Raw genomic sequence first — 15282 nt, forward strand, 5'->3', positions numbered from 1 at the left:
TGGACCTAATCCCGGGGTGGGTGCCCGCTCGTACCCTCTGATGCATGCCGCTGTCCGCCTTCTCTCCACGCACGCGCGAGTGGTTCACGGGGGCGTTCGAGCGGCCGACGCCGGCGCAGGAGCAGGCCTGGCCGGCCATCGCCGGGGGCGAGCACGTGCTCATCTCGGCGCCGACCGGATCGGGCAAGACGCTCGCCGCGTTCCTGTGGGGTCTCGACGCTCTCTCGTCCGAGCCGTCGACGGGCAAGACGAGGCTCGTCTACGTCTCGCCGCTCAAGGCGCTCTCCTACGACGTCGAGCGGAACCTGCGCGCCCCGCTGCGCGGGATCGGCGCCGATCTGAAGGTCGCGATCCGGACCGGCGACACGTCGCAGAAGGAGCGCGCCGACATGCGGCGCAACCCGCCGGACGTCCTCATCACGACGCCGGAGTCGCTCTACCTCATCCTCACCTCGCAGACGCGCGAGATCCTCACCGACGTCCGCGCCGTGATCGTCGACGAGATCCACGCGGTCGCCTCGACGAAGCGCGGCGCGCACCTCGCGCTGACCCTCGAGCGGCTCGCCGCCCAGCAGGAGGACGGCCACGACCCGCAGCGCATCGGCCTCAGCGCGACGCAGAACCCGCTCGAGGAGGTCGCGCGGTTCATGGTCGGGCCGCGGCGGCAGGCGAAGATCGTCGACGCCGGCGTGCGCAAGGACCTCGACCTGAAGATCCAGGTGCCGGTCGAGTCGATGGTCGAGCCGACTTCGGACGTGGAGATCGATCCGCTCCAGGGCGGCGAGGCGACGCGCAAGTCGATCTGGCCGGCGATCTACCCGCAGATCCTCGAGCTCGTCCGCGAGCACCGCTCGACGATCGTCTTCGTGAACAACCGTCGCGGGGCCGAGCGGCTGGCGCTGCGGCTGAACGAGCTCGCCGAGGAGGACATCGCCCGGGCGCACCACGGCTCCCTCGCGCGCGAGGAGCGGACGGTCATCGAGGAGATGCTCAAGGCGGGCGAGCTGCCGTGCCTCGTGGCGACGTCGTCGCTGGAGCTCGGCATCGACATGGGCGCCGTCGACCTCGTGCTGCAGGTCGAGTCGCCGAAGTCGGTCGCGCGCGGCCTGCAGCGGATCGGCCGCGCGGGCCACGGCGTCGGCGCGACGTCGAAGGGCCGGATCTTCCCGAAGTTCCGCGCGGACCTGCTCGAGTGCGCGGTCGTCACCCGGCTCATGCGCGAGGGGAAGATCGAGCCGACGGTCGTGCCGCGCAACCCGCTCGACGTGCTCGCCCAGCACGTCGTCTCGATCGCGGCGTCCGCGGAGAGCGGCGGCGACGGCGTCGTGTCCGTCGACGACCTCTTCGCGATGGTCACCCGCACGCACACGTACGGGGAGCTGCCGCGGCCGCTGCTCGAGAACGTGCTCGACATGCTCGACGGCCGGTACCCGTCGCAGGAGTTCGGCGAGCTGCGCCCGCGCATCGTCTGGGACCGCGTCGGCGGCACGATCCGCGCGCGCAAGGGCTCGCGCCAGCTCGCGGTCACGAACGCGGGCACGATCCCCGACCGCGGCCTCTTCATGGTCACGCTGCCCGACGGCCGCAAGGTCGGCGAGCTCGACGAGGAGATGGTCTACGAGGCGCGCGCCGGCCAGACGTTCCTCCTCGGTGCGTCCACGTGGCGGATCGAGGAGATCGGCCGCGACCGCGTCGTCGTGACGCCGGCGCCGGGCGCGCCGGGTGCCGTGCCGTTCTGGCGGGGCGACAGCGTCGGCCGGCCGAAGGAGCTCGGCATCGCGATCGGCGCGTTCAGCCGCTGGGCGGTCGACCAGAGCGCCGACGTGCTGGAGCGCGACTACGACCTCGACCCGCTCGCCGCGAAGAACCTCCTCGACTTCCTGCGCGAGCAGCAGGAGGCCACGCGCGTCGTCCCGAGCGACCGCACGATCGTCATCGAGCGCTTCCGCGACGAGATCGGCGACTGGCGGGTCTGCGTGCTGTCTCCGTACGGCGGCCGCGTGCACGCGGCGTGGGCGCTGGCGCTGAGCGCGCACATCCGCGACGAGTTCGGCCTCGAGTCCGACGCGATCTGGTCGGACGACGGGATCATCGTCCACCTGCCCGACGCGGACGAGCCGCCGGGCGCCGACCTCGTGCTGCTGCAGCCCGACGAGCTCGAGGACAAGATCGTCGGCGAGCTCGGCGGCAGCGCGCTCTTCGGCGCGCGGTTCCGCGAGAACGCGTCGCGGTCGCTGCTGATCCCGCGCGCGTACCCCGGGAAGCGCACGCCGCTGTGGCAGCAGCGGCTGAAGTCGCAGTCGCTGCTCGAGGTCGCCAAGCGGTACGGCGACTTCCCGGTGATCCTCGAGACGTACCGCGAGTGCCTGCGCGACGTGCTCGACCTGCCGGGCCTCGAGGAGCTGATGACCAAGCTCCACTCGCGCGAGCTGTCGCTCGTCGAGGTCGAGACGCCGACCGCGTCGCCGTTCGCGTCGTCGCTGCTCTTCGACTACGTCGCGACGTACATGTACGAGGGCGACACGCCGAACGCCGAGCGCCGCGCGGCCGCCCTGTCGCTCGACCGCGACCTGCTGCGCGAGCTGCTCGGCCAGGAGGAGCTCCGCGACCTCATCGACCCCGATGCGCTGCAGCAGGTCGAGGACGACCTCCAGCACCGGTCGCCGCGCACGCGGGCCGAGACGCGCGACGCGCTGGCCGACGTGCTGCGGCGGGTGGGCGACCTCACGGTGTCGGAGGCGTCGGCGCGCGTGCTGCCGGGGCTCGACGCCGAGACGATGCTGCTGGACCTCGCGGGCGAGCGCCGCGCGGTGCGGCTGCGCATCGCGGGCGAGGAGCGGTGGATCGCCGCTGACGACGCCGGCCTGTACCGGGACGCGCTGGGCGCGGTGCCGCCGAGCGGCCTGCCCGAGGCGTTCACCGCCGACGTCGACAACGCGCTGGTCAAGCTCGTCGCGCGCTGGGCGCGCACGCACGGGCCGTTCACGACGGCCGAGCTGTCGGAGCGCTACCGCGTCGACTCCTCCGCCGCTCTGAGTGCGCTGGAGCACGACGGCGAGCTCGTCCGCGGCGAGCTGCGCCCGGGCGGGTCCGAGCGCGAGTGGTGCGACCCCGAGGTCCTGCGCCGGCTGCGCCGGGCGTCGCTCGCGGTGCTGCGCAAGGAGGTCGAGGCGGTCGACCAGGAGGCCCTCGCCGCGTTCCTGCCGTCGTGGCAGGGCGTCGATCGCCATCCGCCGGCCGGTGCGGGGATCGACCGGCTGCGCGAGGTGCTCGTCCCGCTGCAGGGGATCGCGCTGCCCGCCGACGTGTGGGAGCGCGACGTGCTGCCGCGGCGCACCGGCGCGTACTCGACGACGTGGCTCGACCAGCTGTGCGCGTCCGGCGAGCTGGTGTGGGTCGGCGCGGGTGCGCTGGGGCGCAACTCGGGCCGGGTCGCTCTGTACTTCCGCGAGGACGCCGCGCTGCTCGGCCCGCCGGGCGCGAAGGGGATCGAGCGCCCGGCCGAGGCGGAGCACGACCTCCTCCGTGAGCGGCTCGCCCGCTCGCCCTGCTTCTTCACCGACCTCCTCGCCGAGCTCGATCTCGCGCCCGAGATGCTGCAGGAGGCGCTGTGGGACCTCGTGTGGGCGGGCGAGGTGACGAACGATGCGTTCGCGCCGCTGCGCGCCCCGCGGCTCACGCTCGCCCGCGCGAAGTCGACGGCGTCGCGCGCGTCCTCGCGCCGCCGCTTCGGGTCCCGCCGCACCGGCGCCCAGGCTCCCGTCCAGGGCCGGTGGTCGCTGACCGAGAACCTCTTCGGCGCCGTAGCCGACCCGGGCGAGCGGCGCCGCGCGTGGGCCGAGCTCCTGCTCGAGCGGTACGGGGTCGTGACCCGCGAGCAGGTCCTCGCCGAGGGCTTCCCCGGCGGGTTCTCGATGCTCTACGACGCGCTCGGCCAGCTCGAGACGCTGGGCGTCGCGCGGCGCGGCTACTTCGTCGAGGGGCTCGGCGGCGCGCAGTTCGCGCTGCCCGGCGCGGTCGAGCGGCTGCGCTCCCAGCGCGAGGCGGCCGAGAGCGCGCCGGTCGTGCTCGCCGCCACCGACCCGGCCCAGCCGTACGGCGCCGCGCTGCCGTGGCCCAAGCGCGACGACGCTTCGCCGGCCGGCGAGGCGCCGCGTCCGCCGCGTCCGGGCTCTCCGCGCCGCGTCGCCGGCGCGTACGTCGTCCTCGCCGGCGCCCGGCCGGTGCTGTTCGTCGAGCGAGGCGGGAAGGGCCTCGCGCTGCTCGTCTCCGGCGACGACCCGCGCATCGCGCCGTCGCTCGAGGCGCTCGCCGACTTCGTGCGCGCCGGGCGGCTCAAGAAGCTCGACCTCGAGAAGGTCGACGGCGAGCCGATCCTCGGCTCCTCGCTCGAGCCGCTCCTCGTCGACCTCGGGTTCCGCCTCGGCCCGCGCAAGCTGACGCTGACCGCGTAGAGCAGCCCGCGGTCGAAGGTGCGCTCGGTCAACGGACCAGCCGACCGCTCGCGCGCACGACCAGCCACGTCCCGCCGAACTCGAAGACGTCCTGGCAGAGGACCTGCCGGGGTTTGCGGTCGCCGACGTAGAAGTAGAGCGGCCGGCCGCGGTAGGTCACCTGCAGCGTCCCGTCCGCGCGCTTCACCGTCCCGACCAGCGACCGGCGGGCGGGCTTGCGGGCGGCGACCCGCTTCGACGACGTCAACAGCGGGGGCCAGGCGACGGCGCAGTCGCCGGAGCAGCGGCTCGGGCCGCGGCCGTCGCGCGTGAACGCGTAGAGCGCGAAGCCGCGCCCGTCGACGAGGATGCGGCCGTAGCGGGTCTTCGCGACGGCGACCGTCGCGCCCGCCTCGGCCGCCGCCTTCGGGGCCTCCGCCGCGGGGGCCGGCGCGGCGATCGCGACCGCCGCGAGGACGTGCACGAGCGTGAACATGCGCAACCTGTCCTGCAGGCGGTCCGAGCGTTACACGCGGCGGGTACCGTGCCGATCGATGGTGCTGGGCAGGCGCGAGGTCAGGGCAGCGGGCGGGATCGTCCTGCGGTCTCGCGAGGGCGGCGGCGTCGAGGTGCTGATCGTCCACCGCCCCCGGTACGACGACTGGTCGCTGCCGAAGGGCAAGCTCGAACGCCGGGAGAGCTTCGAGCAGGCCGCGGTCCGCGAGGTGCTCGAGGAGACGGGCCTGCGCTGCCGCCTGCACCAGGAGCTCGAGCCGGTCCGCTACGTCGACCAGAAGGGCCGGCCCAAGATCGTGCGCTACTGGATCATGGAACCCCGCGAGGACCACGGCTTCGCCCCGAACGACGAGGTGGACGTCCTCGAGTGGCTCGAGCTCCACGCCGCCGCCCAGCGCCTCACCTACGAGCACGACCAGGAGCTCGTCGCCGGTCTCGCCGCCGGCCGCCCCGGCGCCTAGCCCGCCGCGCGCGACTCGAAGAGCTCCGTCACGAAGTCCGCCGCGACGGGATCGATCAGCGCCGCGGCGACGGACTGCTCGTCCGGCCAGCCGGCATCGAGCATCTTCCGGCCGGCGGCTGCGGCGTCGTACGGCGTGCGGCGCAGCTCGGGCTCGCCGTCGGCGATCCACGCCCAGCGCGCCGCGGCGTCGCCCTCGTACGGGAGGCCGACGCTGCCGGCGTTGACCCACCGGACGTGGCCGACACGGCGGTCGTCCTGCTGGTGGGTGTGGCCGGCGACCACGAGCCGCGCGTCCACGCCGGCGAGGGCGTCGGCGAAGCGGTCGTCCGACGACCGGCGCGTGAGGATCTCCTCGTCGTCGCGCGGCGTCGCGTGGCAGTAGAGGACGCCGTCGAGCTCGACCGTCAGCGGCAGCGCCCCGAGCTGCGCCGCGCGCTCGGCGCCGATCGCCTCGCGGGTGATCGCGGCGTACCGGACGACGAGCTCGTCCGCGCCCGGCTTCGTCCCGCCGGCGACCTCACGCTCGCCGTTCCCCCGCAACCAGTGCGTGGCGATGCCATCGAGCCGGGCGAGCACCTCGAGCGCGAACGGCCCCGGCACCACGTCGCCGCCGACCACGACCGCGTCGGCCGCGGACACCGGCGCATCCTCGAGCACCGCCCGGAGCGCGTCGTCGTTGCCGTGCACGTCGTAGAGCGCGAGCACCCGCACGCGCGCAGCCTACGCCAGCTTCTTGCCCGGGTTGAGGAGGTCCGCGGGATCGAGAGCGCGCTTGATCGCGCGGTGGACGCCGACGGCGGCCTCGTCCCACTGGTGGGCGAGCTGGCCGTTCTTGAGCAGGCCGACGCCGTGCTCGCCGCTGACCGTTCCGCCGAGGCGGACAGCCATCGCGAAGAGGTCCTCGGCGGCGGCCGCGGCGCGGGCCGCCTCGTCGGAGTCGCCCGGTGTGAGGAGGAACGTCGAGTGGAGGTTGCCATCGCCGGCGTGGCCCCACGAGCAGGCGTTGAGGCCGTGGTTGGCGCCGATCTCGAGCGTCCCGGAGATCGCCTCGCCGAGCTTGTCGAGCGGCACCGCGACGTCCTCGGAGAGCTTGCCGCCCTGCTGCGCGGTGACCGCGTGCGACACGCCGCCGCGCCACTCCCACAGCCGCCGCACGCCGGCGGCGTCGGCGGGCGCGTGGACGTGCTCCCCGAGCGCCTCGACGACCTCGGCGCGGGCGCGCTCGACCTCCTGCTCGGTCCCGTCGACCTCCACGAGCAGCACGAGCGCCGGGTCCGGCGGCGCCTCGATGGGGAACGTGTCGCGCGCCGCGGCGAACGTCGCGCCGTCGAGGTACTCGATCGCGGCGGGCACGACGCCGGACGCCATCACCGCCTGGATCGCCTCGGTGCCCTCCGCGACCGACGCGAAGAACGCGGCGACGGGCGCCGCCGCCTCGGGCGCCGGGATCAAGCGCAGCCACGCGCTCGTGATGATCCCGAGCGTCCCCTCGGATCCGATGAGCAGCGCCTTCAGGTCGTAGCCGGCGACGTCCTTGCGCAGCGGCCCGCCGACCTGGACGAGCCGCCCCGGCGCGACGACCGCCTCGAGCCCCGTCACCCACGCGCCGGTGACGCCGTACTTGAACGTGTGCGGGCCGCCCGCGTTCGTCGCGATGTTCCCGCCGATCATCGACGACTCCGACGCGCCCGGATCGGGCGGGTAGAAGAGCCCGTTCTCGCGCGCCAGCCGCGCCACGTCGGACGTCCGCACGCCGGCCTCGACCTCGATCCGCCACAAGAGCGGGTCGAACTGGCGGATGCGCCGCAGCCGCTCGACCGACAGCACCACGCCGCCACCGACGGGCACGGCGCCGCCCGCGAACCCGGTCCCCCCGCCGCGCGGGATGACCGCGACGCCGCGCTCGTAGCACCACGCCACGACCGCGGCGACCTCCTCGGCCGTCCCCGGCACCACGACCGCGTCGGCGTGCCCGCGCACCCCGGACGCGACCGACGCGTCCTCGAGGTACGGCGCCCGCGGAGCGAACGCGTGATCGGCGCCGACGATGCCGGCCAGGTCCTCCAGCATGGCGGCGCACGGTACCGCTCGGGAGTGCGGCGCACGACGCGACAGCAAGCAGTACGGTGACGAGCAGTCAACGATCACGGAGGGGTCGGTTGCAGCGGAGAGTCGTGGCGGCGGTCGTTCTGGCTCTGCTCGGGACAAGCGTGCCCTCCGCTGCCCGGGCGGCCGTCGACCCCGGCACCGTGCTCGTCCGCTTCGACGCCGGCGTGAGCAGGACGAAGGCGGCTGGGGTCGCCCGGCGACACCACGTGCGGCTCGGCAAGCGGCTGAAGGGCACCCGCTTCACCGTCGTCGGGACGCGCGGCAAGCGCCCGCGCGACATCGAGCGGCTCCTCGAGCGCGACCGCGACGTCACCGCCGTCGAGCGCAACTTCATCCGCAGGCCGTTCGCCCTCCCGAACGATCCGCTCATCGCGAAGGGGCGGCAGGGCTGGCTCGAGACGGTGCGCATGCCCGAGGCGTGGGACCTCGCGAAGGGCACCGGGACCGTGAAGCTGGCCATCGTCGACACCGCGATCGACTCCACGCAGCCCGACCTCGCGGCCGACCTCCTGCCCGGCTACGACGCGGTCCGCAGCGACGTCGTCGACCAGCCCTGGGCGCCGCCCGACTCGCACGCGACGCAGGTCGCCGCGGTCGCCGCCGCCCGCGCCGACAACGACTACGGGATCGCGGGCGCGGCGTGGCGCGCGTCGATCCTGCCCGTGCGCGTCATCGACGAGCAGGATCAGGCGACGGACCTCGACATCGTCGAGGGGATCGTCTGGGCCGCCGACCAGGGCGCGAAGGTCATCAACCTCTCGCTCGGCGGCCCCGAGGCGTCCGAGGCGATGCGCCAGGCCGTCGCGTACGCGCAGAGCAAGGACGTCCTCGTCGTCGCGGCCGCCGGCAACGAGGGAACGGACGAGGAGCAGTTCCCGGCCGCGTACCCCGGCGTCGTCGCCGTCGGCGCGACGACGTGGGCGGGCGACCTGACCTCGTTCTCGAGCTGGGGCGACTGGGTCGACCTCGCGGCTCCCGGCTGGGACGTCGCGGGGTCGCCGTCGCTGCTCGCCCCGCACCCGTGGGCGGAGCACAACGGCGGCACCTCGTTCTCCGCCCCGGTCGTCTCCGGCGTCGCCGTCCTGCTGCGCACGCAGCACCCGGAGTGGACGCAGGCGCGCGTCGCGCAGCAGCTCACTTCCACCGCCGTCGACGCCGGCCCGATCGGCCGCGATCCGTTCTACGGGGCGGGAACGCTCGACGCCGCCGCCGCGCTCGGCGCCGGCGCGGTGACCAAGCCGCCGCCTCCCGTCGACGGCAACGACACGCCGGAGAGCGCGACGACGGCCGGCGTCGGCGACACGCTCGGCTCGATCGACGGCCCGACCGACGAGGACTGGTACCGGGTCTCGCTCCCGGCGGCCGGCCGGTACGCGTTCTCCGTCGAGTGGCGAAGCTCCGACCCGGAGGGAGCGATCCTCGATCTCGACCTCTTCAGCGCCACCTTGCAGCCGCTCGGATCCGGGCCGCTCGACACCGATGGCCCGCGGTCGGTCTACCTGCACGTCGTCAACGAGCTCGCCTCGCGGTCCTCCGAGACGTACACCCTGCGGGTAGCGTCGATCGCGCGCGACGGTGCCCCGGTGCGGTTCCTCGCCGTTCCCCTGCCCGACGACGTGCGCCCGGCCGCGGCCGGTGACGTGGACGGCGACGGGCGCCGCGACCTGATCGGCCCGGACCCGTTCGACGAGCACGGCGGCGTCGGCTGGTGGCGTCAGGACGGCGATGGCACCTTCGAGGAGAGCCGGCACGTCGCCGTCCCGCAGGCGCTCGACGTCGCCGGCGGCGACTTCGACGCGGACGGCAAGGCGGACGCCGCAGTGGCGACGGGCAGCGACGTGCGGACGGCGCGGGGCACGGCCGCCGGGTTCGGCGAGCCGGTGATCGTGCCCGGCACCGCCCGTGCCCGCCTCGTCGACGCGGCCGACCTCGACGGGGACGGCAGAACCGACCTCGTGGTGCGCAGCGACGCGGAGGGCGGCGGAGGGCCATGGGAGCTGGCCGTCCTGCGCAATCGCACGACTGGCTGGACGAAGACGGTGCTCAGCACCGCCTACGTCTTCCCGACGGACCTCGCCATCGGCGATCTCACCGGCGACGGGCGCCTCGACATCGCGGGCGGCCGGATCGAGAACGGATCCCAGTCGCTCGTCGTCTTCCGGCAGCGCACCGATGGGACGTGGTCGACCGAGACGCGTGCCGGCCTCCCGGACGCCGTCGCCATCGGCGATGTCACGGGCGACGGCTTCGGCGATCTCGTCGTCGCCCCCGACCTCGAGCAGCGCGTGCTCGTCTACCCGCAGGACGCCGGACACGGCCTTGCGCCGCCGACGGCCTACCCGGCGCCCATCACGGGCGCACTGGCGATCGCGGACGTCGACCGCGACGGCCGCAAGGACGTCGTGAGTGGCGGACCGGAGATGAGCAGCCTCCTGCTCGGTCGCAGCGACGGGACCCTCGCCGCGCCCGAGCAGCTGCCGAGGACCGGCCTGTCGATCCTCGCCACCGACATGACGGACGACGGGCTGCTCGACCTGATCATCGGAGGGGTCGTGCTCGCTCCGCAGTCCGCGACGTGGCCCCGGCCGGCGTGGATCCTGGACACGAGCCCGCGGCCCGGCGTCGACGGCGTCGCCACGACGGCCACGCCGAGCGTGCACTTCGGCCGCGCGCTCGACCCGGCGTCCGTGACGCCCGTGACCGTGCGGGTCGAGCCGGCCGGGTCCGACGACGCCGTCCCGGCATCGGTCGCGTACGACGCCGGGGCGCAGCGGGCGACGGTGAAGCCGTCGTCCGCGCTCGTCGCGGGGAGCTACGACCTCGTGGTGGAGGGCGTCGTCGATCTGCGCGGCGTGCGGATCGAGGGGCGGCGGACCGTGCGCTTCACGGTCGGTTCGCGATCCGCCGACACGACGCCGCCCGACACCCGGCTGCTGTCCGCGGTGTGGAAGCGGCCGTACGGCGACGCCACGTTCGACTTCTGGGCGCCCGAACGCGGCGTGCGCTTCGAGTGCTCGTTCGACGCCGGCGCGTACAAGCCGTGCGTCCCGCCCGTGGTGGTCCGGTCGAGCGACATCCTGCCGGGCGAGCACCGCATGTCGATCCGCGCGAAGGACGCGGCGGGGAACGTCGACGCCACGCCCGCGCTGGGCGTCATCCACGTCCCCCAGCCGGGGACCGGCCAGCCCAAGGTCACCCTCACCGGAACGAGCGGGTCGAGGGCGGTCGACACCCGCACCGAGTACGCGACGCTGCACTCGTTCACCGCGCCGTCCGCGGGAACGCTGACGCTCGACACCGAGGGCAGCGCCCTCGACACGATCCTCGACGTGGAGGACACGGCGCCGGGCGGCGGCATCGGCAGGTCGATCGCGTTCGACGACGACAGCGGGCCGGGGCTGACGAGCCGCGTGGTGCTCGGCGTGAGGAGCGGCGAGACGGTGTACGTCTTCGTCGACGGGTACGGCGAGCACGCCGGCAACGCCCAGGGGGTCGCGATCCTGCGGTGGTCGTTCGCGACCACGCCCGACACGACGCCGCCGGAGACGCGGATCTTCAACGTCCCGAAGGGCGAGCTCGGCTTCGGCGGGGACTTCGTCTCCGAGTACGGGGCGCGCTTCGAGTGCCGTGTGGACAGCGAGGCGTGGTGGGCGTGCGGGCCCGGGACCGATCCGCGGCCGGCGGCGCCTTCGACGGGCCGCCACACGTTCTTCGTGCGCGCGATCGACCACGCGGGGAACGCCGACCCGACACCCGCGTCCCACGTCTTCGACTACCGGGACCCCGCACCACCTCAGACGTTCGCGAGCGTCCCGGAGCTCGTCTCCGCGAAGGAGATCACCCCCTCCTTCTCCGCCGACTACAACGGGGCCGGCCCGTCGACCGAGGTCACCTTCGAATGCCGGCTCGACGGGTCGGCGTGGGCCGGCTGCGTGACGAACACCCGCTACACGGGCCTGGCGGAGGGCCGGCACGTCTTCGACGTCCGCGCGGTCAGCCCGACGGGCATCCGGGATCCGACGCCCGCGCACCTCGAGTTCGCCGTCGACACGACGTCGCCGAACGCGACGATCACCGCCGGGCCGCCATCGACCACGACGGCCCGCGACGCGGACCTGCGGTTCGGCAGCGAGCCGGGCGCCCTGCTCGAGTGCCGTCTCGACAACGAGCGGTGGAAGGCCTGCGCGTCGCCGCTGCGGCTGGGCGGGCTGGCGATCGGCGAGCACGTCTTCCTCGTGCGTGCGACGGACGTCGCCGGGAACCTCGACCCGACGCCTGCCGAGCGGCGCTGGACGATCACCTCGACGACGGCTCCCCCGCCGCCGCCTCCCCCACCGCCGGACACGACGGCGCCGGAGACGACGCTGACCGGCGGCCCGTCCGGGACGGTGACGACGCGGTCGGCGACGTTCACGTTCACCGCGAGCGAGCCCGGCGGCTTCGAGTGCCGCTTCGACGGGACCGCGTGGTTCCCGTGCGCGTCGCCGAAGGCGCTCGGCGACCTCGTCGACGGCGCGCACACGTTCGAGGTGCGTGCGCACGACGCGGCCGGGAACATCGACGCCACGCCGGCGACCCGCTCGTGGACGGTCGCGGCGACTCCGCCGTCCACGAGCGATCCCTCTCCGCCGACGACGACCGACCCGTCTCCGACGACGACGACGAACGACGTCTCGCCGCCACCACGGACCAGCGCCGGCCCCTCCTCGCTGCCGGCGGACGGCGGCGGGACGACTTCGGCGACGGTCGCGGCGTCATCGACGGCCGCGCCGAAGGGGCTCCTCCGCGCGATCCTCACCGCGTCGCGTGGGCGGTTCGTCGTCGCGCTCGACGCCGACCGCGCGATCTCGGTCAGGGTGCGGCTCGAGCGCTGCCGTCACGGGCGGTGCGTCCGCTTCGGCCGCGTCCGCACGGTCCGCGCGGCGACGGGGCGGACGCGGGTCGTCCTCGGCCCGCAGGTGACGGGCCGCGTCCGCGCGGTCGTGACGACGACGCGGCAGCGGCTGGTGACGCGGGCGGTCGTCCGGCGCTAGGCCACGCCGTTCGCGCGCGCCTGCGCGGCGGCCATCTCGGCGCCGTCGGTCCAGGCCGGGCCGTGGCCGGTCACGACCGTCCGGGCGCCGGTGGCCGCGATCGCGTCGAGGGAGCGGATCGCCCGCTCCGAGTCCTTCGTGGCCGCGCGGGCGACGATGCGCGGGCCCTCGCGGTCGGTGTAGGGGTCCTTCGTGACGAACGCATCGCCGGCGAAGAGCACGGACCGGTCCTCGAGATGCAGCGCCGTGTGACCGTCGGTGTGGCCGGGCGTGGCCACGGCGCGCAAGCCGCCGGGCAGGACGTCGCCGTCCCGGTAGGTCTGGAACTCGGAGAGCGTCTCGCCGCGGATGGAACCGGACTTGAGCGCCTTCCAGTAGAGCCGCCGCGTCGGGCCGTACTTCGCGACGTACACGAGCGGCAGGCGCTCGGACTTGGCGTAGCGCAGGGTGTGGCGCGCCAGTTCGGCGTCGCCTTCCGGCATGAAGACGGGGACGCCGTGCTCCTTGCGCACCTTCTCCGCGAACCCGAGGTGGTCGACGTGCGCGTGCGTGATGACGATCGCCTTCAGCTCCGCCGCGCGCGCCTCGACCTGCTTGTACGCGGTCGGGAACCCCGCATCCACGGCGACGGGTCCTTCGTCGGTCTCGACCAGGTACCAGTTGACGACGTCCTGGTCGACGAACTGCGTCACGCCTTCGGCCACGAGCATCCCTCAGCCGTACCCTCAGATGACGAGGTCATGCCGGAGGGCGACACGATCCACTACGCGGCGAACCGGATCCGCCCGATCCTCGAGGGCCACGTCCCGGACGAGCTGTTGACGCCGCACCCGCGCTTCGGGCGCGACCGCTGGCCCGAGAAGCTCGCGGGCCGTGCGGTGCGATCCGTCGACGCCCACGGCAAGCACCTGTTCCTCCGGTTCGAAGGCAACTTGACGATCCACTCGCACCTGCGCATGACGGGCTCGTGGGGCACGTACGCGAAGGGCGACCGCTGGCGCCGCAGCCCGCGGCGGGCGTGGCTTGTCGCGCGGCACGGCACGGGCGAGGTCGTGCAGTTCGACGGCCCGGTGCTCGAGCTCATGACCGACTCGCGCACGCGCCTGGACCGCCGGATCGCCGGCCTCGGCCCCGACATCATCAAGCCGGACTTCGACGAGGACGAGGTGCTGCGCCGCCTGCGCCGGGACGATCCGACGCGCCCGATCGGCGACGCGCTGCTCGACCAGCGCACGATCGCGGGGATCGGGAACCTGTGGAAGGTCGAGGGCTGCTTCCTGGCCGGCATCGACCCCTGGCGGCGCACCTCGAACGTCAGCGACGAGGAGGTCCTCAGCATCATCCACGGGATTCGCCCGTTGATGCAAGAGTCGGCGATGCACGGGATGCAGGACGCGTACAGGACGATCTACGGCAAGCACGACCGCCCCTGCCCGCGGTGCGGCGGGCGCGTTCGCGTGCGCGGCCAGTGGGACGACAACCGCCCGACGTTCTGGTGCACTGGATGCCAGGCATGAAGCGGATCGGCCACAAGGGAGCGGACCTCATCGCGCCGGGCAACACGGCGGCGAGCTTCGACGCCGCGGTCGAGGCCGGCGTCGACATGATCGAGTTCGACGTCCTCAGCGAGCACCCGGACGGCACCGGCGACCTGTTCCTCGCCCACGACTACAGGGACCTCGAGAGGCGGCGCGACACGGCGATGACGCTCGAGGCCGGGCTCGACCACCTGTGCGCCACCGGGATCGACCTCGACCTGGATCTCAAGCTGCCCGGCTACGAGGACCGCGTCGTCGCCGCGCTGCGCGACCGGGACGCGACCGACCGCACGCTCGTCTCCACGATGGAGGAGGCGTCGCTGCGCCGGATGCGCGAGCTGGCGCCGGAGATCCGGCTCGGCTGGTCGGTGCCGCGCGTGCGCAAGGACCCGTTCCGCTCCCCCTTCACCGCCGTCCCCGCCTACGGGATGCTGCAGGTCCTGCGCCGGACGATGCCGCGCAAGGCCGCCGCCGCCATCCGCGACGGCCGCGTCGACGCGATCATGGCCAACCACCACCTCGTCACGCCGGCGCTCGTCGAGGCGATCGCCGCGGCGGACGGCGAGCTCTACGTCTGGACCGTCGACGAGGCGCCGCGCATCGCGTGGCTGCGCGAGCTCGGCGTGACGGGGGTCATCAGCAACGACCCCCGGCTGCTCCAGCCCTCTAGCCCTTGATCTCGCAGCTGGCCGCCGAGTAGCCCTCGGGCTCGGCGATCGTGACGTGGTGGCCGGAGGTCGTGACCTCGGTCAGCGTCGCGAGCACCCGCGCGCCCTTGCGCCACTGGAAGTCGACGACGCCGCGCAGCGTGAAGGTCTGGCCGGCGTCCGGCGAGAACGGGAAGAGCCAGCCGGACTGGCGCGCCTTGAACCGCGCCGGGCCGACGGGCTGGTAGCCGGAGTTCGGGCCGCGGCCGGAGAACTTCGTCCACTTCCCCTCGGCGTTCTTGTACTCGAGGCGGAAGCGCATGTACATGCGCCATGTCGACTTCTTCCCCGTGCCGGGCATCGAGGCGCGGATGCCGACCTCGTCCGGGTGGCCGGCGGTGTCGCAGATGTTCACGGTCGCCCACAGATGGCGGGACTTCGCGAGAGTCGACTTCAGGCTGGCGCCCGCCACCGCGGGCAGGGCGAGGCACAGGACGATCGAAAGAGCGAGAACGCGCACGTGTGATGAACCCACGACTTCCA

At 74.0% G+C, this 15282-nt stretch carries 10 protein-coding genes; 5 read left to right on the plus strand and 5 right to left on the minus strand.

The features are described from left to right. The first annotated feature begins 44 nt into the window (after positions 1 to 44). Positions 45 to 4454: a DEAD/DEAH box helicase gene (locus tag AC1UE4_RS20000; protein ID WP_482919090.1), complete on the plus strand. Its 4410-nt coding sequence runs from the start codon at positions 45 to 47 to the stop codon at positions 4452 to 4454. Between the two features lie 28 nt (positions 4455 to 4482). Here AC1UE4_RS20000 and AC1UE4_RS20005 read toward each other — a convergent pair whose 3' ends face one another. Further along, the gene (locus AC1UE4_RS20005; RefSeq protein ID WP_482919091.1) at positions 4483 to 4929 is read right to left on the minus strand and encodes a COG4315 family predicted lipoprotein; all 447 of its coding nucleotides are present in this window, start codon (positions 4927 to 4929) and stop codon (positions 4483 to 4485) included. A gap of 58 nt (positions 4930 to 4987) precedes the next feature. On the opposite strand from AC1UE4_RS20005, the gene AC1UE4_RS20010 reads away from it, so the two are divergent. Continuing rightward, positions 4988 to 5410 carry an NUDIX hydrolase gene (locus AC1UE4_RS20010; protein WP_482919092.1) on the plus strand — a complete coding sequence of 141 codons (423 nt, stop codon included), beginning with the start codon at positions 4988 to 4990 and terminating at the stop codon, positions 5408 to 5410. On the opposite strand, the gene AC1UE4_RS20015 is transcribed toward AC1UE4_RS20010, so the two are convergent. Further along, the gene (locus AC1UE4_RS20015; protein ID WP_482919093.1) at positions 5407 to 6123 is read right to left on the minus strand and encodes a metallophosphoesterase family protein; all 717 of its coding nucleotides are present in this window, start codon (positions 6121 to 6123) and stop codon (positions 5407 to 5409) included. The genes AC1UE4_RS20010 and AC1UE4_RS20015 overlap by 4 nt on opposite strands. 9 nt (positions 6124 to 6132) lie before the next feature. Beyond that, positions 6133 to 7482 carry an FAD-binding oxidoreductase gene (locus AC1UE4_RS20020; protein WP_482919094.1) on the minus strand — a complete coding sequence of 450 codons (1350 nt, stop codon included), beginning with the start codon at positions 7480 to 7482 and terminating at the stop codon, positions 6133 to 6135. A gap of 140 nt (positions 7483 to 7622) precedes the next feature. On the opposite strand from AC1UE4_RS20020, the gene AC1UE4_RS20025 reads away from it, so the two are divergent. Further along, positions 7623 to 12554, plus strand: coding sequence for a S8 family serine peptidase (locus AC1UE4_RS20025; RefSeq protein WP_482919095.1), 4932 nt, complete (start codon positions 7623 to 7625; stop codon positions 12552 to 12554). On the opposite strand, the gene AC1UE4_RS20030 is transcribed toward AC1UE4_RS20025, so the two are convergent. Further along, positions 12551 to 13264: an MBL fold metallo-hydrolase gene (locus tag AC1UE4_RS20030; protein WP_482919096.1), complete on the minus strand. Its 714-nt coding sequence runs from the start codon at positions 13262 to 13264 to the stop codon at positions 12551 to 12553. The genes AC1UE4_RS20025 and AC1UE4_RS20030 overlap by 4 nt on opposite strands. Before the next feature lie 30 nt (positions 13265 to 13294). Here AC1UE4_RS20030 and AC1UE4_RS20035 point away from each other — a divergent pair, with 30 nt between their 5' ends. Further along, complete coding sequence (locus tag AC1UE4_RS20035; RefSeq protein ID WP_482919097.1) at positions 13295 to 14071, plus strand: DNA-formamidopyrimidine glycosylase family protein; 777 nt, start codon at positions 13295 to 13297, stop codon at positions 14069 to 14071. Then, the gene (locus AC1UE4_RS20040) at positions 14068 to 14769 is read left to right on the plus strand and encodes a glycerophosphodiester phosphodiesterase (protein WP_482919098.1); all 702 of its coding nucleotides are present in this window, start codon (positions 14068 to 14070) and stop codon (positions 14767 to 14769) included. Before AC1UE4_RS20035 ends, AC1UE4_RS20040 begins: the two co-directional genes overlap by 4 nt. On the opposite strand, the gene AC1UE4_RS20045 is transcribed toward AC1UE4_RS20040, so the two are convergent. Further along, positions 14759 to 15259, minus strand: a complete 501-nt coding sequence (locus AC1UE4_RS20045) for a hypothetical protein (RefSeq protein WP_482919099.1) — start codon at positions 15257 to 15259, stop codon at positions 14759 to 14761. The genes AC1UE4_RS20040 and AC1UE4_RS20045 overlap by 11 nt on opposite strands. Between the last annotated feature and the right edge of the window lie 23 nt (positions 15260 to 15282).

This window comes from Parviterribacter kavangonensis (genome assembly GCF_056863335.1).

Bases quoted from the DNA above. Each gene is read 5' to 3' on its own strand.
- AC1UE4_RS20030 (WP_482919096.1), bottom strand. From the start codon at position 13,264: ATGCTCGTGGCCGAAGGCGTGACGCAGTTCGTCGACCAGGACGTCGTC.
- AC1UE4_RS20040 (WP_482919098.1), top strand. From the start codon at position 14,068: ATGAAGCGGATCGGCCACAAGGGAGCGGACCTCATCGCGCCGGGCAAC.
- AC1UE4_RS20000 (WP_482919090.1), top strand. From the start codon at position 45: ATGCCGCTGTCCGCCTTCTCTCCACGCACGCGCGAGTGGTTCACGGGG.
- AC1UE4_RS20010 (WP_482919092.1), top strand. From the start codon at position 4,988: ATGGTGCTGGGCAGGCGCGAGGTCAGGGCAGCGGGCGGGATCGTCCTG.
- AC1UE4_RS20020 (WP_482919094.1), bottom strand. From the start codon at position 7,482: ATGCTGGAGGACCTGGCCGGCATCGTCGGCGCCGATCACGCGTTCGCT.
- AC1UE4_RS20035 (WP_482919097.1), top strand. From the start codon at position 13,295: ATGCCGGAGGGCGACACGATCCACTACGCGGCGAACCGGATCCGCCCG.
- AC1UE4_RS20005 (WP_482919091.1), bottom strand. From the start codon at position 4,929: ATGTTCACGCTCGTGCACGTCCTCGCGGCGGTCGCGATCGCCGCGCCG.